This is a genomic window from Cupriavidus taiwanensis (assembly GCF_900250115.1).
Lineage (GTDB): Bacteria > Pseudomonadota > Gammaproteobacteria > Burkholderiales > Burkholderiaceae > Cupriavidus > Cupriavidus taiwanensis_B.
Map to the genome: position 1 here is coordinate 563,762 of NZ_LT984804.1, position 19,496 is coordinate 583,257.

Here is a 19,496-nt window from a genome sequence, read left to right on the forward strand (position 1 = left end):
GTATGGCCAGTCCCGAACGCATATCGCGTCGGGATCATCGTTTCATCGGATACCGGCAATCAGACCGCCACCACCGGGTGGCGCAACGCGCCGATGCCTTCCACCGTGGCCACCACGGTGTCGCCCGGCCACAGCCACTCCTGCGGGGTGCGGCCTGCGCCGACACCGTCCGGCGTTCCCGTCGCGATGATGTCGCCCGGCTCCAAGGCCATGCCCTTGCTGATGTCCGCGATCAGCGCGGGCACCTTGAACAGCATGTGGCGGGTATTGGAACTCTGCTTGGTCACGCCGTTGACGGTCAGCGACAGGTCCAGCGCGTGCGGGTCGGGAATTTCGTCAGCGGTGACGATGACCGGACCGAACGGCGCGTAGGTGTCCTGGCCCTTCGAGTAAATCCATTGGCCAGCGCGGCGGCAGTCGCGTGCCGAGATATCGATCATCACGCTGTAGCCAAACACATAGTTCAGCGCGTCAGCCTCCTTCACGCCCTTGCCGCGCGTGCCAATGACGACGGCAAGCTCGACTTCCCAGTCCATTTGCTGGGTGATTTCCCTGTTGTGCTCAATGGCATCGCCCGGGCCAATCACGGTGGTCGGCGGCTTGGAGAAAATCACCGGCTCCTTGGGCAGTTCCTTGGAGGTGTCCAGGCTGCGGCTGGATTCGGCCACGTGCTCGACGTAGTTCAGGCCAATGCCCCAGATGTTCTTGCGGGGGCGCGGGATCGGGGCCAACAGCTTGACGTTCGAGGCCGGGAAGGCCACGCCGAAGGGCAGCTTGCCGCGATACTCGTTCAGCAGCGCGCTGGTCGAGCGGACTGCCTCGGGTCCCAGGTCGATGAACTCGAGCATGGTGGACGGAATGTCCACGCCGACGGCGGCGCCGAAGCGGGCAAGGTCAACGATGCTGCCGTCGACAATGGCGCCCAGGCGGGCGGCGGCGGTGACTTCCGAGCGATAGGTAACGAGACGCATGGTATTGCTACTCCAGTGAATGCCGCGTTGTCGGCGGCTGCGCAAATCAACAAAGTTCAGGTTGTGCAAGTCGTGTACATCGGGCAACGCACAACGACGGTTCTTATGTCAGGCGGCTAGCACCTGGTGGCCGCCGTTCTCCGACAACGCCTCTTCGCGGTACAGCCCCAACGAATGCATGACGGGCAGGTCGTTGAAGCAGAACAGCACCGCGTCATCGCCGGACGACGCGTTGGCGTGCTCATGGAAGGCCCAGGAGGGCACGCAAAAAATGTCGCGCTCGGTCCAGTCAAAGCGCTGGCCATTGATGACTGAATAGCCAGTGCCCTTGGCGACCTGGTAGATGAAGCTGCCGGTGTGGCGATGCGCCTGGGTGGTTTCGCCCGGGCGCAATCGCTGTATGCTGGCGCCGATCGTCGGCATCACCGGCCCCCCGGTGACCGGATTGACGTAGTGCATCAGCACTCCGTCGAACGGGCTTCCGTCCGTCACCTTGCTGTGGCGAACCAGCGCCTCGTAAGTCGGCGCCCATTCATACTTGAACATCGGTGAATAAGGCTTGGTCCAGTTGCCACCGTGAGGGCGCAGGCCCTTGCCGCCCCAGATGGCCGGCATGTCGTCGACCGGATGCGTGACGGCCTGCCGGAGATCCGGATGAACGGCGTAGAAGCCGGCTTCCATCGCGTTGACCAGGGGAATATCCAGGCCGTCCTGCCAGATGCAGGTCGTGCCGTCGGCCGACACACCATGCTCGTGCCAGGTGCCGTTAGGCGTCAGCACGAAGTCATTGGCGTTCAGCGTCATCTTGTGGCCATCGACGATCGTGTACGCACCGCTGCCTTCCATGATGAAGCGCAGCGCCGAGGACGAATGCGCGTGCGCCGACGCGGCCTCGCCCGGATGCATCACCTGCAGGCCGGAGTAGAGCCAGCCCACGGCCGCCGACACGTCCTGGCGGCCCGGGTTGTTCAGGTAGATCACCCGGCGGCCCGCTTTCTCAGGCGTAACGAGTTCAACCGAACGCAGTACGTGTTCGCGCAGATCGCGGTAGCGCCACAGCACCGGCAACGATTCCGACTTCGGCTGCCACGGCTCGATCTTGTTGGCAACGGTCCAGAGGGCACCCGTCTTGAGAGCGGCCAGTTCCTTGTAGTAGGCCAGCAGCTCGGGTGTGTCCGCCACGTCTGCACGGCCCGCTACGTTCTCGCGGTAAGTGTCATATGAGGTATTCGACATCGTCTTCCTCTCTTGTGTGTATTCTTCCCCGCAGGGATCGCCTGAGGGGTAGCAACAATCAGGCGCCGTATGCCGCACGCTTTAGGTTTCGCTCGAGCTGGTCCTTTGCAAGCAGGTATTGTTTGGGCCATTCGACACGGTGGTAGCCGAGCTTGGCCGTCTCGTGCAGCAGCCAGGCAGGGTCGGCCAGGTGCGGGCGCGAGATTGCGCAAAGGTCGGCGCGCCCCGAGGCGATGATGCCGTTGACCTGGTCGGCTTCCGTGATTGCGCCCACGGCGATGGTCGGTACGCCAGCCTCGTTGCGGACACGGTCGGCAAACGGGGTCTGGAACATGCGCCCGTATACCGGCTTCTGTGCCGGCGTCACTTCACCGGACGAGCAGTCAATCACGTCCGCACCGGCTTGCTTGAACAGGCGCGCCATTTCGACCGCGTCATCTGGGCTGATGCCGCCGTTCACCCAATCCGTAGCTGAAATCCGCACAGAAATCGGTTTGTCCTGAGGCCACGCTTCCCGTACCGCCATCAGCACTTCGATCGGGAACGCCAGGCGCTGCGCTAGCGTGCCGCCATATTGGTCGGTACGGTGGTTGGTCACCGGGGAGATGAAGCTCGAGAGCAGGTAACCGTGGCCCGCTTGCAGCTCCAGCCAGTCAAAGCCGGCTGCCGCCGCGCGCCGGGTCGCCGCGACAAAGTCGTCGCGCACGCGGTCCATGTCTGCGCGCGTCATGGCGCGGGGCGTCTGCGAAATGCCCGGCTGGTAAGGCAGGGCGGAAGCCGAAAGCAGGGGCCAGTTGTTCGCGGGCAGCGGGTGGTCAGCCTGTTCCCAGCCGAGTTGGGTGGAGCCGCGCCGGCCGGCATGGCCGATCTGCACGCCGATGCGCGCACTGGTGTGTTCATGGACGAACCCGACGATGCCAGCAAAAGCCGAAGCCTGCTCGTCGTTCCAGAGCCCCGGGCAACCCGGCGTGATGCGTCCGTGGGGCGACACGGCGGTCATTTCCACCATCACAAGTCCGGCACCGCCCAGCGCGCGGCTCCCGAGGTGGACCATGTGGAAGGTGCCCGGCATGCCGTCCTGGCACGAATACATAGCGGTCGGGGAGACCACCACGCGGTTCTTCAGCGCGACCCCGCGTACGGTGTAGGGCGTCAGGAGAGGCGGCACCGCCGTGGCTTCGGTGCCGGCGCGCTTGGCCAGCCAGGATTCATAGCCTTCCAGCCAGGCCTTGTCGCGCAGGCGCAGGTTCTCGTGCGAGATGCGCTGTGAGCGGGTCAGCAGAGAGTACGCGAACTGCTCGGGTTCCAGTTCTTCATAGCGCTTGACGTTCTCGAACCATTCGGTGGAGTTGCGCGCCGCATTCTGAATCTTCAGGACTTCGACGGAACGCACCGCTTCGTACTGCGCCAGCGCCGCTTCCAATGAGCCATCGACGCGCTTGATGGTACGTGCCAGCTCGATGGCATCCTCGAGCGCCAGCTTGGTGCCGGAACCAATCGAGAAGTGTGCGGTGTGCGCGGCGTCACCCATCAGCACCACCGGCACTTTCTTGTCAGCGCCGTTGTCGGCAGTCAACGTGTTCCAATGCACCCACTTCTCGCAGATCACGCGCGGGAACTGAATCCATATCGCCGAGCCGCGCAGGTGAGAGGCGTTGCTGATGAGCGGATTCCCATCCAGGTACGGGGCGAACAGGCGCTCGCAGTAGGCGATACCTTCTTCCTGGCTCATCTGGTCGATGCCCGCCGCCTTCCACGTTTCTTCGGGCGTCTCGACAATGAACGTCGAAGTCCCGTCTTCGAAACGGTAGGCGTGCGCCTGGAACCAGCCATGCTCGGTCGGCACGAAAATGAAGTTGAACGCGTCGAATACCTTTCTCGTGCCCAGCCAGACGAAGCGGCACTTGCGGGTGTCGATATCCGGGCGGAACGTGTCGGCGTAGCGTTTGCGTACCACGCTGTTCAGGCCGTCAGAGGCAAGGACCAGGTCGGCGTTGTACTTGCGCGCGATGGCCTGGTCGTCGTCGACATTGGTTTCGAAAACCAGTTCGACGCCGACTTCCTCGCAACGCGCCTGCAGGATGTTCAACAGGCGCTTGCGGCCGATGCCGATGAACCCGTGGCCGCCGCTGCGCACCGCCCGGCCCTTGAAGTGAACTTCAACGTCGTCCCAGCGATTGAACGCGTCGCCGATCGTGTCGGCCGAAACAGGATCGGCTTCCCGCAGGTTGCCCAGGGTTGCGTCGGAGAACACAACTCCCCATCCGAAGGTGTCATAGGGGCGATTGCGCTCCACCACGACGACTTCATTGGCGGGATCCTGCAGTTTCATCAACAGGCCGAAATAGAGGCCGGCGGGACCACCGCCGATACATACGATCTTCATGGCTGTTTCCAAATCAAGTTACTACCGGAGCCTTCGGCGCCCCTGCGCGGGTCGCGTTGGCATTTGCCCAAGGTCTGAAGGTGCTGGATTCAGACCGTTTCGGGAAAAGGCCTGCCGCCCGGCGCAGAATGCGTCCCGATACGGTGAGCCAACTCAGTCAACGCCCCATCTTCTGTGCGGGCCGGGGCCGTCCCATGCTCGATGGGAGCGCGCAGGTCTTCCGGGACCGGGATCGCCAGGTGCGTGTCGAGAGAGGTCATCACGATGGTCTGTGTGGCCGCCAGTCGCACGTCGCCGTCCGCCCCCGAGCATCGCCAGGCCAGCGTGATCGACTTTCCGCCAACACGCACCACTTCAAGCTCCAGCCAGACCTTCTCGCCAAAGCGGCTGATCGCTTTGAAGTCCACCTCGAGGTGGACCGTTGGCATCCCGAGCCGGCGCGCGCCAATCACACCGTGGTACCCATCCGGCAACACGGTGTCGATCCAGCTTTCGATCAGGTCGTTGAACATCACGAAGTACTGGGGGTAGAACACAATCCCAGCGGGATCGCATTCGGAGAAATGGATCTTGTACTGGCGCCTGAAGGTGTGCGGAGTGGTCATGATCTTCAATTCCTGCAAGGGGTTCGGAGTCGGGTCACGCCAGCGCGTGGCGCACCAGGGCTTCCTTCAGCTTCTTGCCGTGCTCGTCCGCAAGGGCTGCCTCGCGCAGTTCCCGCAGCGTGGCCGGGGCCAGGCGGGCGCCGGCCCGCACTACCGCGCTCATCAGGGTCTGGTAATTGGTCAGCCCGCGCACATGCGTGTCGCTATAGCCTTTCACCAGCCGCTGGCACTGCACCACTTCCAGGGCAAGCGCGGGATTCAGGCGGGCGGCCGCAAGCACCTGTGCCAACCAGTTTTCGATGCGCTCGGTCTCGAGTGCATAGCGCAGCGTGCAACGGCGAATGGCGCGCAGACGCGCCACCGTCCACAACATCAGATAGCCGCGCAGGGAGCTGGTCGTGACCACGCGGCCCGCGGTAGTAAAGCGGCGCACCAGGCGGTGCACGAAGTGCGGCTTCATCAACCAGCGGCCAAGTCCGGCCGGCAGTGTTTCGCAGATTTCTTCCACGCGCGGGTGCATGAACTCATTGATCGCGAGCAGTTGCTTTTTGCCTGCGCGTACCTCGCCGCGTACGCGCTCGAAGCGGGTGCCGCGCGTCTTGAGGTCGGCCACGCGGATGGTGTCCTCGTATGACATCCACAGCGCTAGGTGGCGCGCGGTTTCACGCAGCAGCGGAATATTGCTGACGCCCACCGCCTGGCGCACGGACTGCAGCCGGTCCAGGTAGAGGCCGGCATAGCCGACATCCTGGTAGTCGAGCATGCGACGCACGCCTTCGACCACGACATGTTGGATTTCTGCCGGTTGCTCATCGCGAACGCGTTGCAGCACTTGGGCCACCTTGCTGTCCCGCGGGTTGAATTCGGCAGGAGCAGAGGAATCGGAAGGGGCCGGCGCATCGCCGGCTTCGGCGGTAGCGAAAGCGGCGCCGAATGCGCGCAGGCTAGGCTTGACACCGACACCGCCGCGCTCGATCGTGGCTTCAAACTGCGCACGGCTGAAGGGCAGCACGCCGGTGCCCGCCAGCGCGCCGAACAGGACCGCGCTAATGACGCTGCCGTTAGCCTCTGCCGCCTGGGCCATGTCAAAACGTATGAAACGCTTGGCGGCCTTGTTGGCGTGGGCAATCAGTTCGTTGCTGTCGACCCGCCCATCTCCCATTGCCGCCTTTTCGGCGATGGAGTAGACACGGTGGGTCGATGCCAGAAGGGTGGTGCGATCCGGCGTCACCAGCGCGCGTTGGACCGCGCGACCGGCTTCCATCAACTCGGAGGCGAGTACGACATCGACGTCGCCGGGCGTCGGCATCAAGGCAAGCACCGGCATGCGGCCGGCACGCTCGGCGATCTCGCGCGGAAACAACTCGACGTAATAGATGGTCGCGCCAGTACGCTGGGCCACGCCGGGTACCGAAGTCGTTTGCGCGATGTAGCCGTTGTGCTCGCCGAGATCCACGATCCAGTCGGCCAGCACACCGCCGCCTTCTCCGCCCATGGCGAGAATGGCGACCTTGATCGTTTTGGCGCTGAGATTGATGGGTGCGTTCACGATGAACCTCTTGATCGTAGTGTCAGAATGCAAAGCGTGCGCGGCGCGCGGCTTCGCGTTTTTGCAGGAAGCCAATCACCGTGTCGCGCAGACGCTGACGCAGCTTGTCCAGGCGGGTCGGATTGGTAACAATCTGGGCGCGATAGAACGAGGGGCAAAGCACGGCGGCATGGGAAACCTCGCCGCACAGGCCGCAACCCACGCAGCTATCCAGGACAGACGCCACCGGGTCGGTGCGCAGAGGATCCGGATTGGGTTTGATCGTCAGCGACGGGCATCCAGACAGGCGAATACACGAGTGGTCGCCGGTACAGGTATCGGAATCCACGCCGAAGCGCTCCCGCACGACGCGTTGGCCATCCGCAATCGCTTTGCGCGTCCTGGGCTTCTCCCGGCGTTGCTTGTTCAGCATGCACTCGCTCTGGGCGATCAGCACTTTCGGGCCCTTGGCACCCGTGGTCAGCGCTTCCTTGAGCGTTGCCTTCATCGCCTTCAGGTCATAGGTGCGCCGGATGGTCTTTACCCACTTGACGCCCACGCCGCGCACGGCATCCTCGATGGCATGGCCGGTGCTGCGCGTGTCGTTGTGCGCCGTGGAAGAGAGGATGTCCTGGCCTCCCGTGGCCGACGTGTAGCTGTTGTCAACGACAATGGTCAGGTTGTCGCTCTTGTTGAACACCGCATTCGCGATACCGCTGGTCAGGCCGTTGTGCCAGAAGCCGCCATCACCCATGACGGAGATGGCGCGTTTTCCCGTCGGGGCATTAAGCGCCGCGGCACTGGCGCCACCCAGGCCGTATCCCATCGTGGTATTGCCGAGGTTGAACGGCGGCAGTATCGAGAACAGGTGACAGCCGATGTCCGCGCTCACGTGGTGCTCGCCGATCTCGCGCTCGACCAGCTTCATTGCGGTGAAGATCGGACGCTCCGGACAGCCGGTGCAGAAGCCGGGCGGGCGTGCATGAACGCTTTCGTCAACCAGCTTCTGAGGTTCCAGCACTTCGGCGGCTACGGCATCGACGCTGGCGACCGGGGCTTGCACCAGCGGGATCACCTTGCGCCCGGGCTTTGGCTCGGGCTGCGGCGCGATCTTGCCGTATTGCTCCAGGAAGGCACGCAGTCCCTTGAGAATAGTGGCGGTGTTGTACTCGCCGGCCATCGGCAGCAGGTCCTTGCCGTGCAACGTGACGTCGGCACCGGCGATGCGCAGGATATTGGCGGCGTTCTGCTCGATGAAATTGGGCTGTCCTTCCTCCAGCACCAGCACGGCGCGCTTGCCGGCGCAGAAGCGCTCCCACTCCGAATCGATCAGCGGGTAAGCCACGTTCATGACATACAGCGGGATCCTGGACTCGCCAAACACATCAGCCAGGCCCAGTTGCTCCAGCGCACGAATCAGCGTGTTGTAGCTGCCGCCCTGCACGGCGATGCCGATATCGTCAATCTCGCCGTGGAAGAACTCATTCAGTTCGCGCTCCTCGATGAATTTCACGGCAGCGGGCCAGCGCTGCTTTACCTTTTCGTGCTCGTGCACGAAGCTGGCCGGCGGCAGCACGATGCGGCTGAGGTCGCGCGCAGGATTGTCCAGCGCATCCTGGATCGAGAATTTGCTGCGGCGGTTGTCCGAAGCGACGAACTGGCCATGTACGTGGCAGGAACGCACGCGCAGTTGGAGCATCACCGGGGTATTGGAAGCTTCAGACAAAGCGAAGCCATCCTTCACCGCCTGAACGATGCAGGGCAGGTTGGGGCGCGGATCCAGCAGCCACATTTGTGACTTCATTGCGAAGGCATGGCTGCGTTCCTGCATGATCGAGGAACCCTCGCCATAGTCTTCGCCAACGATGATCAGCGCACCACCGGTCACGCCCCCCGAGGCCAGGTTGGCGAGCGCGTCGGACGCTACGTTGGTGCCAACGGTGGCTTTGAAGGTCACTGCCCCGCGCAACGGGTAGTTGACCGAGGCGGCCAGCGACGCTGCCGCTGTCGCTTCGCTCGCACTGTTTTCGAACCTGATGCCGTTCTCGGCCAGGATGTCCTGCGCATCGGCCAGGACGTCCATCAGGTGCGAGATCGGGGAACCCTGGTACCCCGCGACATACGCGACGCCGGACTCGAGCAGCGCCTTGGTGACGGCGAGGATGCCCTCGCCACTGAATACCTCGCCTGAACCCAGGCGCAATTTCTTGACTTCCTCAACGAATGAACGCTCAGCCATGGCTTTCCTTCCTGTTGCTTTGGTGGGGACCGGCTGCGAAGCGCAGCGCTAGTCCTCTTTGCAATGAGTATAGTTGAAGGTTAAACAATTCCAAAATCATATATTCGGTCGAAGTGATGGATCAGGAGAGAGGAAAAACCCGTAGTTCCTGAGCTCCGGTGGCGATTACAGCGCCGCACGCCCTATGAGCGTTTTGGTGAAAGGTGTGCGCGCCGTCAGCGCTGCCGGCTCAGGCCATCGACGACCATGCCGCCCGAGAAAGTGAGAGTCGGTACCGATGCCAAGAGGCGACCGTAGGGGGCGATGCCGGTGGTTCTAACGGCAAGCCCCATTCTCAGGCGTTGGATTGCAGGGGATCGTGCGCTTTGGCTACTTGTCGACGAGCGCTCGGCAGAAGCGCCACGGCCAGCGCTGCGGCCAGGCCCGCAATGGAGAAGGTAATGAAGTTCCACTCAAAGCTCAGCCCGGATCCCGCCACATATCCCCCAAGGAGCGGTCCACTCATTGCGCCAAAACGCGCAAAGCTGAGCGCCCATCCGGTTGCGGCGGCACGAGCGTGCGCCGGGTAGTAGCCGGCCAGATATCCTGTCAGGATGAGCGATGCAGAGACGCTGCCCACGCCGGCCAATGCCACGAGGAGATAGTTGACGGCGACAGAGTTGCGGAACATCAAGGCACCAATGGCAACCGAACCAATCAGATAGAAGCTCATGACGGTGCCGCGCGCGCCCATCTTGTCTGCTGCGCCGCCGAGAAACAGGCCGCCCAATGCGGAGGCGAGACTGAAAACAACCAGGAAGGAGAGGCTAGACCCCAGGTCGTAGCCATTCTTCCGCATAATGGTGGGCAACCATGTGTTGAGGCCGTAGACCAGCAGCAAGCCGAAGAAAAGCGCCGTCCAGAAGCACGCTGTGGCACGGAGTTGATGACGGGAGAAGATGCTCGACATAACGTCTCGCCATGTTGCCCGGTCCGCGCTCTTACCCAGGCCGCCTCCGGTCGTCAGCCGGCCATTGCCCGTTCGATCAGCCAATGCCTGCGCTTCGCTGATTCGGCCCTGGCCCACCAGATACTCCAGCGATTCAGGCAGCAGCCATGCCATCAGCGGTATCAAGACAATGGGCACGGCACCTAGGCCAATGACGCCGCGCCATCCCAGGCTGGGCAGGAACCACATGGCGATCAGCGCAGCGCAAAGAATTCCCACGGAGTAGCCTGAGTACATGAGTCCGTAGTTGAAGCTGCGGCGGTGCGGTGGTGAATACTCGATCGTCAGCGCGGCCGCCACGGGGATCACGCCTCCCAGTCCAAGCCCACCGATAAATCGCAGGATCCCGAATAGAACAGGCGTTGGCGCCCAGGACGCGCCCAGCATTGTCAGGGAGAACACCGAAACGCAGAGCAGGAGCATCCGCCGCCGGCCCATCATTTCGCTCAGCGTGCCAATCAGGAAGGCGCCAAAGAACATGCCCACCAATGCGTAGCTGCTGAGTGCCCCAAGTTGAAGGGGGGTGAGATTCCAGTTCCGATCCTCGGCCAGCGCGGGCAGTACCGCGCCCATGACACCGACGTCATAGCCTTCGAACAGGATGGCGAGAAAGCATACGAGCAGCACCGTACAGGTCGTGCGGAAATGGGGATGCCAAGGTTGGATGCTATGGGCAACGGTCACAGCTTGTCTCCTTTCGGGGCGGCGGATCGGTGTGCTGGGGTGACCGCCTGTATGTAGTTCGGGAGTGATCGAGGTCACGACCGCGCTCCAGCACGTTAGTTTATGTGTAAACATATGAAAATGGAAATAACAATTTGGCGACAGAGATGGGGCGCGACGAGGCGAGCGCGGAAGGGAGTGAAGTGGCGAATGCGCCTTCGACCTTCACTTCGATGCTGACAGGGCACCCCGGACGCATTCGCGCCGAAACACACCCATCCGGGCGAGGCAATCGCCCATGTGTGGCAGGGAACGCTTGAGCAACAGCATGGCGACCAGTTACTGGTCCGCTTGAAGACCGGGGAATCGCTGTTTATCCCGGCCGGCACGCCGCATTCGGCGACGAATGTCGGGCGCGGGCAGACGCAGGAACTGGCGACCTATGTCGTCACGAAGGGCGCGCCGCTAATGACGCCGGCAAAGTAGTCAGTACCGTCTTGTCAACAATGCCGGTCTCATCATGGAGCGCTTCGTCGAGCAATCTCCAGAAGCCGTCTCGCGCGTCTTCGATACCAACTTGAAAGGCGCCTCCCTGATGGCCCAAGAAGCGGCACGCAGCATGGTGCAACGCGGCCAGGGAAGCATCATCAACATCGCCTCGTCGTCGGGCTGCGTGCCGGCGGCCAGATGTCGAGCTACGGTGCATCCAAGGCCGCCCTCATTCACCTGACGCAAATCATGGCGCTGGAACTGGCCGGCAAGGGCGTACGCGTCAACGCGATTGCCCCTGGCAATATCGAGACGGACATGCACGCCGAATTCGCCGGCGTGGAAAACTGCCGCAGGTTAGGCAATCCCCTCATCCTTCAACGCCTGCTTCACGGCCGGCCGCTCACCAACGCTCGACCGATACGCCTGCAGTGCAGGCCACCGATCGAGCGACAGCTTGAAATGATCCGGCCATCTCAGGATGGTGAACAGGTAGGCATCCGCGACACTGAACTCTCCCATCAGGTAGTCCTTGTCCGCGAACTGCGGAGCCAGCCAGTCGAACCGCTGTGACAGCCGTGCCCACGTCGCCTCTTTCTGCTCCTGCGGCGTGCCGGGTTTCCACAACGGCCCAAAGCCCTTGTGCAGTTCTGACGAAATGAAGTTCAGCCATTCCTGCAGCCGATAGCGCTCCAGCGTATTGCACGCCGGCGCCAGCGCTTTTTCCGGGGCCTGGTCGGCAATGTACTGGACCACCACGGCCGCCTCGGTGAGCCGGTCGCCGCTCTCGAGCGCCAGCGTCGGCACATAGCCTTTGGCATTGATGGTCTTGTAGTCCGCGCCGCTCTCGGTTTGGTGCGGCTCGGCGCGCAGGTCGACGCGCTCGGTGGAGAAGGGCAGGCCGGTCTCGATGAGGATGATATGTGGCGCCAGTGAACATGCGCCCGGAGCGTAGTACAGCTTCATGATGGTACCTCCTTGGTAACGCGCGCCAGCGTGAGGACGTCAGGGGTGATTTAGCAATCGACATGCCCAAGCAATTTCTCGCCGCTGGTTGCCGAACTCCGAAGCACGCAATCACGGCGGCGAAGCGTGTCAGTAACCGGCTCGACCGGTGCCTGCGCGCGACGGAATGGATTGCAAGGCGCGTAGCAGAATTTGCCAGGCGAGCGCTTCTGGCCTCCGTTTCTCGTGCCGGCGCAGGGTGGAGCCCTTGGGAATGTGCCTTGCAGCGGCGGTACTCCGACTGCCCCCCGAGGTGGCTCCGGCTTCATGTGGAGGGCACCATGGAAGGACATGCGCCTGCGCCCGCCTACCTGGGCTGCATGTCGATGACGGTCGGCTTGCCGTCGACCTTGTCGAACGTGACGGAAACCGGGTCGCCTTCCTTGAAGTTCTTCAGCGCGGCGCGGTCCTTGACCGGGAACGCCATGGTCATGGCGGACATGCCGAGGTTCTCGATGGGGCCGTGCCTGAGCGTGACCTTGCCGGTCGACGCATCGATCTTCTTGATCTCGGCTGGAACAGGTTGAGAGGCCTGCTTCGACGCGGCGGCAGGCTTGTTGTCCATGCCCTGCATAGGATGGCCGTCCATGGATCCCGCTGCGAATGCGGTGGAGGCGGCCACGAGGGTGAGCGCGAGTGCGAGAGTCTTGGCGGTTTTCATTGCGATTCGTCCTGAAGTGAAGGGTGGGTGGAAACTGGGGCAACAGGGGCAACCCGGGTCTGCCGTCGGCGTATCAGCCAATACACCGCCGGCACGACAAGCAGGGACAGCAATGGGGCAGTCACCATGCCGCCGACGATCGGCGCGGCAATGCGCTGCATCAGTTCCGAGCCGGTGCCGTGCGACCACATGATGGGAAGCAGGCCGCCGAGAATGACGGCGACCGTCATGGCCTTGGGGCGTACGCGCTGCACCGCCCCTTCGCGGATCGCGTCGAGAAGCGCTGACGGCGTGGTTTCGCCACGGTTTTCGCGTTGGTTCCAGGCTTGCTTCAGATAGAGCAGCATGATGACACCGAACTCCGCCGCTACGCCGGCCAGCGCAATGAAGCCGACCACGCCGGCGACGGAGAGGTTGTAGCCCAGCAGATAGAGCAGCCAGAAGCCGCCGATCAGGGCAAGGGGCAGTGTGCCCATGATCAGCATCGCCTCGTCGAGGCGGCCGAAGATCAGGTAGAGCAGCACGAAGATGATCAGCAGCGTGAACGGCACCACGACCTTGAGCCTGGCCGTTGCCCGCTCCAAATACTCGAACTGCCCCGACCAGCTCAGCGAGTAGCCCGCGGGCATTGGTACCGCCTTTGCCACCGCGGCCTGCATCTCGCGCACGGCCGAACGGAGATCTCGTCCGCGAATATCGACATAGACCCAGCCGGACAGGCGCGCATTCTCGCTGCGCAACATCGGCGGGCCTGGCACCACTTCGATGCGCGCCACGTCCGCAAGCGTGATCTGCAGTCCCTTGTCCGTGACGATGGGCAGCGCGCGCAATTGCTCGATGGAATCGCGATAGTCGCGCGGGTAGCGGACGTTGATCGGAAAGCGTGCCAGCCCGTCGACCACTTCACCGACATTCTCGCCCCCGATCGCCGATGACACGATACTCTGCACGTCCTCGATATTGAGGCCGTACCGGCCGGCGGAACCACGGTCGATCTTCACGTCGATATAGCGGCCGCCGGTGAGGCGTTCGGCAAGCGCCGAGGTGACACCCGGTACCGTCCTGACGGCGTCTTCTATCCTTGTGGCAAGCCTGTCGATTTCCTTCAGGTCCGCGCCGGCGACCTTGATGCCCACCGGACTCTTGATACCCGTGGCGAGCATGTCGATGCGGTTGCGTATCGGCGGCACCCAGATGTTCGACAAGCCAGGCACCCTGACCACGCGATCCAGTTCCTCCACCAGCCTGTCGGTCGTCATGCCAGGCCGCCACTGATCCCGGGGCTTGAAGCGGATGGTGGTTTCGAACATTTCGATAGGTGCCGGATCGGTGGCGGTATCGGCGCGGCCTGCCTTGCCGAAGACGGTCGCGACCTCGGGCACGGCCTTGATGAGGCGATCGGTCTGTTGCAAGAGCTGCGCCGCCTTGCCGACGGACAGGCCCGGCAACGCCGATGGCATGTACAGCAGGTCTCCCTCATCGAGCGGCGGCATGAACTCCCCGCCGATGCGCAGGATGGGCCAGGCGGTTGCCGCCAGCAGCAGTACCGCGATCGCGATGGTGGTCCTGGGATACGAGAGCACTCTGGCAAGCAAGGGCTGGTAGGCACGGATCAGCCACCGGCTGAGCGGATTGGCCTGTTCCGGCGGAATCCTGCCGCGGATCATGTAGCCCATCAGCACGGGCACCAGCGTGACCGACAGGCCGGCAGCGGCCGCCATGGAGTAGGTCTTGGTAAACGCGAGCGGCGAGAACAGCCGCCCCTCCTGCGCTTCCAGCGTGAATACGGGAATGAACGAGAGCGTGATGATCAGCAGCGAGAAGAACAGGGCCGGGCCCACCTCCGCTGCGGAATCGCCGATGACGCGCCATCGCTGCTCGGTGGTCGGTTCCCGTCCCGGGTTGTCGGCGTGCCAGTGTTCCAGGTGCTTGTGGGCATTCTCGATCATCACCACCGCCGCATCGACCATTGCGCCAATGGCGATGGCGATGCCGCCAAGCGACATGATGTTGGCATTCACCCCCTGGTAGCGCATCACCAGAAACGCGGCCAGCACGCCGAGCGGCAGCGAGACGATGGCAACCAGCGCGGACCGCAGGTGAAACAGGAACAGCAGGCACACCAGCGCCACCACGACGAATTCCTCGATCAGCTTGCCTGTCAGGTTATCCACCGCACGCTGGATCAGCGCCGAGCGATCGTAGGTCGTCACCACCTCCACGCCGTTGGGCAGGCTCGTTTGCAAGGTGGCAAGCCTGGCCTTGACCGCGTCGATGGTCTCGAGCGCATTCTTGCCGGAACGCATCACGATGACGCCGCCCGCGACTTCGCCCTGACCGTCGAGTTCCGCGATGCCGCGCCGCATTTCCGGCCCGAGCTGGATGGTGGCGACGTCTCCCAGCCGTACCGGGATGCCGGCCTCGCTGGTGCGCAGCGGAATCTGGCGGAAGTCGTCGAGCGTCTTCAGGTAGCCGCTGGCGCGCACCATGTATTCGGCTTCGCCCAGCTCCAGCACCGAGCCGCCGGTTTCCTGGTTCGCGCCTTTGAGCGCCGCCAGCACCTTGCCCTGCGACAGGTTATAGGCCCGCAGCCGGTCCGGCATCAGCACGATCTGGTACTGCCTGACCATGCCCCCCAGCGACGCGACTTCGGCCACATTCGGCAGCGACTTGAGCTCGAAGCGCAGGAACCAGTCCTGCAAGGCGCGCAACTGGCTGAGGTCGTGCTGCCCGCTCCGGTCGACCAGGGCGTACTCGTAGATCCAGCCTACGCCGGTCGCATCCGGGCCAAGCGCCGGCCTGGCGCCGGCGGGCAGCCGGGATTGCACCTGGTTCAGGTATTCCAGCACGCGCGAGCGCGCCCAGTAGAGATCGGTGCCGTCCTCGAACAACACATAGACATAGGAGTCACCGAAGAACGAATAGCCGCGCACGGCCCTGGCGCCAGGCACGGACAGCATCGTCGTGGTGAGGGGATAGGTGACCTGGTTTTCAACGATCTGCGGGGCCTGGCCGGGAAATGGCGTGCGGACGATCACCTGCACGTCGGACAGGTCCGGCAGCGCGTCGAGCGGCGTGCTGCGCACGGCCCCCAAGCCCCAGGCGGTCAGCACGGCAGTGGCCAGCAGCACCAGCAAGCGGTTGCGGATCGAGGCCAGGATAAGCCGCGCGATCATGGCCTGGCTCCCGGGGCGGAAGCGGCGGGCTCGACCGATGACAGCGTTGCCGCACCGTCGCGGTCGAGCCGAAAGCGGAAGCGGATGCGGTCGCCGGGCTTGAAGCCTTTCGGCATGCCGGAAGCGGGTGCGGCAAAGTCCATGGTCATGGCGCCCCAACTGGCCGACGGGATCGGCTCGTGCGAAATCGTCATGCCTTCCGCGCTGACCGCCTCCACGCGTCCGGTGCCTTCGTGCTCCGGCCCTGCGCCGGCGCCCGCCCGCGCGGCGGATGCTGCGGTCATGCGCTGCGTGGCACCGCGCAGGCTGGCCTCGGAATCGAGCAGGAACTGGCCGGATACCGCCACCTTCTGTCCGGCCTCGAGGCCATCGAGCACTTCGGTCTGTCCGGCGGAAGCGATCCCGGTCTTGACCTCGACCGGACTGAAGCCACCGGCACCGGTCGCCACCATGACGAGGGTGCGCGTTCCGGTGCGGATCAGCGACTCGGTCGGCACCAGCAGCCGGTCCGGGCCAGGTGCGGCCTCGAAGCGGGCCGCCACGAACATGCCCGGCAACAGCTGACGTCCCTGGTTCTGCAGTTCGATCCGCACCCTGACGGTACGGGTGGCGGGGCTGATGTCGGGCAGGATGGCGTCGACCTTGCCGGTCAGCGTCAGTCCCGGCAGCGCGGCCGCGACCGCAGACACCGCCTGTCCCGGCCGTAGCCCTGCGACATGGGTCTCCGGCACATCGGCCAGCACCCATACCGTCGCCAGGCTGGCAAGGCGAAACAGCGTGGTGCCGGCAGAGACCGTCATGCCGTCGCGCGCACCGACCTCGGTGACGATCCCGTCCACGGGACTGGTGATGGCAAGCCGCGGCTGCAGCTTGCCGGTGTCCTGCACCAGGCGGATGTGGCTGTCGGTCATGCCGGCCTGCCGCATGCGGGCGATCGCGGCCTCGCGCAAATCGCCCTGCAGGCTGGTGCCCATGCGGCTCACCGCCAGGTATTCCTCTTGCGCGGCAACCCATTCCGGCGCGTAGATCTGCGCCAGTAGCTGGCCTTTGCGCACCGGATCCAGCGTGGTCCTGGCATAGGCGTGCTCGACGAACCCGGTGGTACGGGCCTGCAGCACTTCGATGCCGCGCTCGTTGAGCGCGACATTGCCGGGGACTTCGAGCGCGGATGCGAGCGGGCCGGCTTTTACTTCCGCCGTGCGCACGCCAAGGTTCTGGGTCACGCGGCTGTCGATGCTGACGGTCGCGCCGCCGCCGGCTTCCTCGTACACGGGCGACAGCGGCATGTCCATGAAGGGCGACTTGCCGGGTTTGTCGAAGCGCTGGCCCGGCACCATCGGATCATGCCAGTAGAGGATGCGCTTGCCGGTGCCCGGATCGATATCGCCGGCCTTCAGGTTGGCGCCATCGCTGCCGCTGGCCGGCATGTCGGACGCGGCGATGTGCCGGCGTCCCTGTTGATGGCCGAGATAATAGGCACCGCCCGCGCTTGCCAGCACGAACAGGACCGCCATGGTCCGTGCAATCACGGTCTTTTTCATGGTTGGGCTCCTTGCGCGGGCATGGCTTGCGCGGCGGTCGGCAATGGCATCAGGAACGCAAGCTCGGCCCAGAGCCTGGCGGTAGCTGCCTCCAGCCTTAGCCGTTCGAGCGAGAGTTCGAGCGCCTTGCGGCTGGCCTCCGCCACGGCGGCGAGGCTGCCGGCGCCGGTGCGATAGGCGCTCAGGGCCGCCTCGGTCTGCGCCTGCGCCAGTGGCAAGGTGGTATTGCGATAGCGCTCCAGGCGCGTCTGCCCGAGTTGCAACTCGGCCTGCTTGCCGCGCAGCTGTCCGATCAGGCCGCGGCGTACCGCTTCGGCTTGCGCCCGCGCAGCGTCGGCCTGCGCCAGCCTGGCGGCCAGTTCGCGGTCCTGGCGATGTTCCTGGTCCCAGGGCACCGGCAGCGAGACGTTCAGCGACACCATGTTGGAGTAGGCGGGACCGCGCTGGCTGTACATCAGCTCGACGCTGACATCAGGCAGCCTGTTCTCGCGCGCGACGCGGCTTTCCGCCTCGGCCACGCCGGCCTGCGCCTGCGCGGCAGCGACGTCGGGCAGTTGCGTGGCGCCGGCAGCATCCAGGGTGTCGAGCCAGGCCGGAACCTCGAGCGCGGGGCGCTCGGCCAGCGGCAACGCCGCCGCATCGCCGACCCACCGCCGCAGCATCGCCCGGGCCGAGGCCACCGCGGCGCGGGCTTCGTCTTCGCGATCCTGCAGTTGCTGCCATGCGATCTGGGCGGCCAGGATCTCGGCGCGTGCGCCGCGGTTGCCACGATACGCAGCCTGTGCCGCATCGATCATCAGCCTGGCCGATTGCGTCTGTTCGGCGAGCAGCTGGTGCGCGCGTTCCGCATACCAGCGGTCCAGCCACGCCGTGGCGGTGCCGCGTTGCACGTTGGCCAGCGCCACCATGCGTTGGGCCTCGGCCGAAGACGCCTCGGCCTCGAAGCGCTCGGCGCGGGCCTGGCGCTTGGCCGGGCGGGTGAATTCCTGCATCAGGCTGAGCGACCGCATGGTCATCGAATCCGTGCCAAGCGAGAACCGGTCCGGACCATTCGCCGGGACGTTGTTGACGCCGACCTTCAGCACCGGATCCGGCATCTGCCTGCCAGCTACGGCCATCTCGATGGCCGACTGTACGGCCGAGCGCGAGGTCTCGGCATCGGCCGAACGCGACGCGGCCAGCGCGAGCGCTTCCTGCAAGGAAAGGGCGGGCGCGGACGCTGCCCACGCCGGAGCGATCACGGCAAGCAGCGTGAGGGCGAGCGCCAGCCGGCACGCGCACCTGGTGGATAAGCGCAAATGCATAAAGCCTCCGCAAAGCAACGGCCACCCTGGAGCCCATGGCTCAGGGCACGACAACAGGCGTTGCTGCGAAGGCTAGGTCCGGAAACAGCAGTGAAGGATGGGGAGGGGGCGTGGCGGCGCGCGGGAAATGGCCTCGCCGGGTGTGGCGACGCGATGGGCCAGTACCGGTATCGGCGCGGGCACCACGACATTGACCAGCACCGGATGGAAGGCCGGAAGCTGGGGCGCGGCATGGTCGGCCGACTTCGAGCCGAGCTGGCAGTGCTCCTGGCACAGCCCATCGTGAACACCAGACCCGGCATGCTCGCTGGCCATGTCGGGGCAGGCCTCGGTCATGCCCGCCATCTGTTCCGTCGCGGCTAGCGAATAACGGCTGCCGTCGCAGGCGTACGCCGCCGCTGCCAGTTGCACTGTCAGGAAAGCGCTCAGCAGGAAGGCGGCCAGCCAGAGCCGACGGAAAGTCGTACGCATGAGAGATGCCCGGGTTGGCAGGAATGGTAGCAGCGTTTGGCGTCCGGCGGCATAGGCCGGTTGGCGGACACCTGCAATCCGTCCCCATCGTCGCCGCGCGGCCCTTCGCGCAGTCGATGGCATCGACCAGGCGGCAGATGACGCCCGTTTGCACCTTACCGGGATGTAATCGATGCGTAACGTCTTGGTCAGGAACTGGCCCATACCATCGGTGGACCGGGCGGGTGCGTTGC

At 64.5% G+C, this 19,496-nt stretch carries 13 protein-coding genes and 2 pseudogenes; 2 read left to right on the plus strand and 13 right to left on the minus strand.

The annotated features are described in order from the left end of the window. Window positions 1-59: 59 nt before the first annotated feature. The 7 genes from CBM2586_RS19360 to CBM2586_RS19390 all read right to left on the minus strand — a co-directional run bounded on the left by CBM2586_RS19360 (window position 60) and on the right by CBM2586_RS19390 (window position 10,637). Window positions 60-971, minus strand: a complete 912-nt coding sequence (locus CBM2586_RS19360; RefSeq protein ID WP_115689259.1) for a fumarylacetoacetate hydrolase family protein — start codon at window positions 969-971, stop codon at window positions 60-62. Window positions 972-1,079: 108 nt separating this feature from the next. Then, complete coding sequence (locus CBM2586_RS19365) at window positions 1,080-2,207, minus strand: cupin domain-containing protein (RefSeq protein WP_115689261.1); 1,128 nt, start codon at window positions 2,205-2,207, stop codon at window positions 1,080-1,082. A gap of 58 nt (window positions 2,208-2,265) precedes the next feature. Beyond that, window positions 2,266-4,593, minus strand: a complete 2,328-nt coding sequence (locus CBM2586_RS19370) for a bifunctional salicylyl-CoA 5-hydroxylase/oxidoreductase (RefSeq protein ID WP_115689263.1) — start codon at window positions 4,591-4,593, stop codon at window positions 2,266-2,268. 89 nt (window positions 4,594-4,682) lie between these two features. Further along, window positions 4,683-5,198: an acyl-CoA thioesterase gene (locus CBM2586_RS19375; RefSeq protein ID WP_115665364.1), complete on the minus strand. Its 516-nt coding sequence runs from the start codon at window positions 5,196-5,198 to the stop codon at window positions 4,683-4,685. A 34-nt stretch (window positions 5,199-5,232) separates the two neighbouring features. Next, on the minus strand, window positions 5,233-6,747 hold the full coding sequence (locus tag CBM2586_RS19380) for an indolepyruvate oxidoreductase subunit beta family protein (protein ID WP_258874944.1): 1,515 nt from the start codon (window positions 6,745-6,747) through the stop codon (window positions 5,233-5,235). Window positions 6,748-6,769: 22 nt separating this feature from the next. Further along, the gene (locus tag CBM2586_RS19385; protein ID WP_115689265.1) at window positions 6,770-8,965 is read right to left on the minus strand and encodes an indolepyruvate ferredoxin oxidoreductase subunit alpha; all 2,196 of its coding nucleotides are present in this window, start codon (window positions 8,963-8,965) and stop codon (window positions 6,770-6,772) included. Between the two features lie 334 nt (window positions 8,966-9,299). Then, a complete protein-coding gene (locus CBM2586_RS19390) occupies window positions 9,300-10,637 on the minus strand; it encodes an MFS transporter (protein ID WP_115689267.1) in 1,338 nt (445 codons plus the stop codon). 228 nt (window positions 10,638-10,865) lie between these two features. Here CBM2586_RS19390 and CBM2586_RS19395 point away from each other — a divergent pair. Next, window positions 10,866-11,102 (plus strand): annotated as a pseudogene (locus tag CBM2586_RS19395) (cupin domain-containing protein); the annotation flags it as partial. A 34-nt stretch (window positions 11,103-11,136) separates the two neighbouring features. Next, window positions 11,137-11,393: pseudogene (locus CBM2586_RS19400) on the plus strand (SDR family oxidoreductase); the annotation flags it as partial. A 69-nt stretch (window positions 11,394-11,462) separates the two neighbouring features. Here CBM2586_RS19400 and gstA read toward each other — a convergent pair. The 6 genes from gstA to CBM2586_RS19430 all read right to left on the minus strand — a co-directional run bounded on the left by gstA (window position 11,463) and on the right by CBM2586_RS19430 (window position 19,263). Then, window positions 11,463-12,071, minus strand: a complete 609-nt coding sequence (gene gstA / locus CBM2586_RS19405) for a glutathione transferase GstA (RefSeq protein ID WP_115689269.1) — start codon at window positions 12,069-12,071, stop codon at window positions 11,463-11,465. 346 nt (window positions 12,072-12,417) lie between these two features. Further along, on the minus strand, window positions 12,418-12,771 hold the full coding sequence (locus tag CBM2586_RS19410) for a copper-binding protein (protein WP_115689271.1): 354 nt from the start codon (window positions 12,769-12,771) through the stop codon (window positions 12,418-12,420). Then, complete coding sequence (locus CBM2586_RS19415) at window positions 12,768-15,947, minus strand: efflux RND transporter permease subunit (protein ID WP_115689273.1); 3,180 nt, start codon at window positions 15,945-15,947, stop codon at window positions 12,768-12,770. The genes CBM2586_RS19410 and CBM2586_RS19415 overlap by 4 nt, the downstream gene beginning before the upstream one ends. Continuing rightward, window positions 15,944-17,488, minus strand: coding sequence for an efflux RND transporter periplasmic adaptor subunit (locus CBM2586_RS19420; protein WP_115689275.1), 1,545 nt, complete (start codon window positions 17,486-17,488; stop codon window positions 15,944-15,946). Before CBM2586_RS19420 ends, CBM2586_RS19415 begins: the two co-directional genes overlap by 4 nt. After that, complete coding sequence (locus CBM2586_RS19425) at window positions 17,485-18,792, minus strand: TolC family protein (protein ID WP_115665356.1); 1,308 nt, start codon at window positions 18,790-18,792, stop codon at window positions 17,485-17,487. The genes CBM2586_RS19420 and CBM2586_RS19425 overlap by 4 nt, the downstream gene beginning before the upstream one ends. Before the next feature lie 72 nt (window positions 18,793-18,864). Beyond that, window positions 18,865-19,263, minus strand: coding sequence for a copper resistance protein (locus CBM2586_RS19430; RefSeq protein WP_115689277.1), 399 nt, complete (start codon window positions 19,261-19,263; stop codon window positions 18,865-18,867). Window positions 19,264-19,496: the final 233 nt, after the last annotated feature.

Excerpts from the sequence above, each read along its gene's own strand:
- CBM2586_RS19360 (WP_115689259.1), bottom strand. The coding sequence starts at position 971 with ATGCGTCTCGTTACCTATCGCTCGGAAGTCACCGCCGCCGCCCGCCTG.
- CBM2586_RS19365 (WP_115689261.1), bottom strand. The coding sequence starts at position 2,207 with ATGTCGAATACCTCATATGACACTTACCGCGAGAACGTAGCGGGCCGT.
- CBM2586_RS19370 (WP_115689263.1), bottom strand. The coding sequence starts at position 4,593 with ATGAAGATCGTATGTATCGGCGGTGGTCCCGCCGGCCTCTATTTCGGC.
- CBM2586_RS19375 (WP_115665364.1), bottom strand. The coding sequence starts at position 5,198 with ATGACCACTCCGCACACCTTCAGGCGCCAGTACAAGATCCATTTCTCC.
- CBM2586_RS19385 (WP_115689265.1), bottom strand. The coding sequence starts at position 8,965 with ATGGCTGAGCGTTCATTCGTTGAGGAAGTCAAGAAATTGCGCCTGGGT.
- gstA (WP_115689269.1), bottom strand. The coding sequence starts at position 12,071 with ATGAAGCTGTACTACGCTCCGGGCGCATGTTCACTGGCGCCACATATC.
- CBM2586_RS19410 (WP_115689271.1), bottom strand. The coding sequence starts at position 12,771 with ATGAAAACCGCCAAGACTCTCGCACTCGCGCTCACCCTCGTGGCCGCC.
- CBM2586_RS19415 (WP_115689273.1), bottom strand. The coding sequence starts at position 15,947 with ATGATCGCGCGGCTTATCCTGGCCTCGATCCGCAACCGCTTGCTGGTG.
- CBM2586_RS19420 (WP_115689275.1), bottom strand. The coding sequence starts at position 17,488 with ATGAAAAAGACCGTGATTGCACGGACCATGGCGGTCCTGTTCGTGCTG.
- CBM2586_RS19425 (WP_115665356.1), bottom strand. The coding sequence starts at position 18,792 with ATGCATTTGCGCTTATCCACCAGGTGCGCGTGCCGGCTGGCGCTCGCC.
- CBM2586_RS19430 (WP_115689277.1), bottom strand. The coding sequence starts at position 19,263 with ATGCGTACGACTTTCCGTCGGCTCTGGCTGGCCGCCTTCCTGCTGAGC.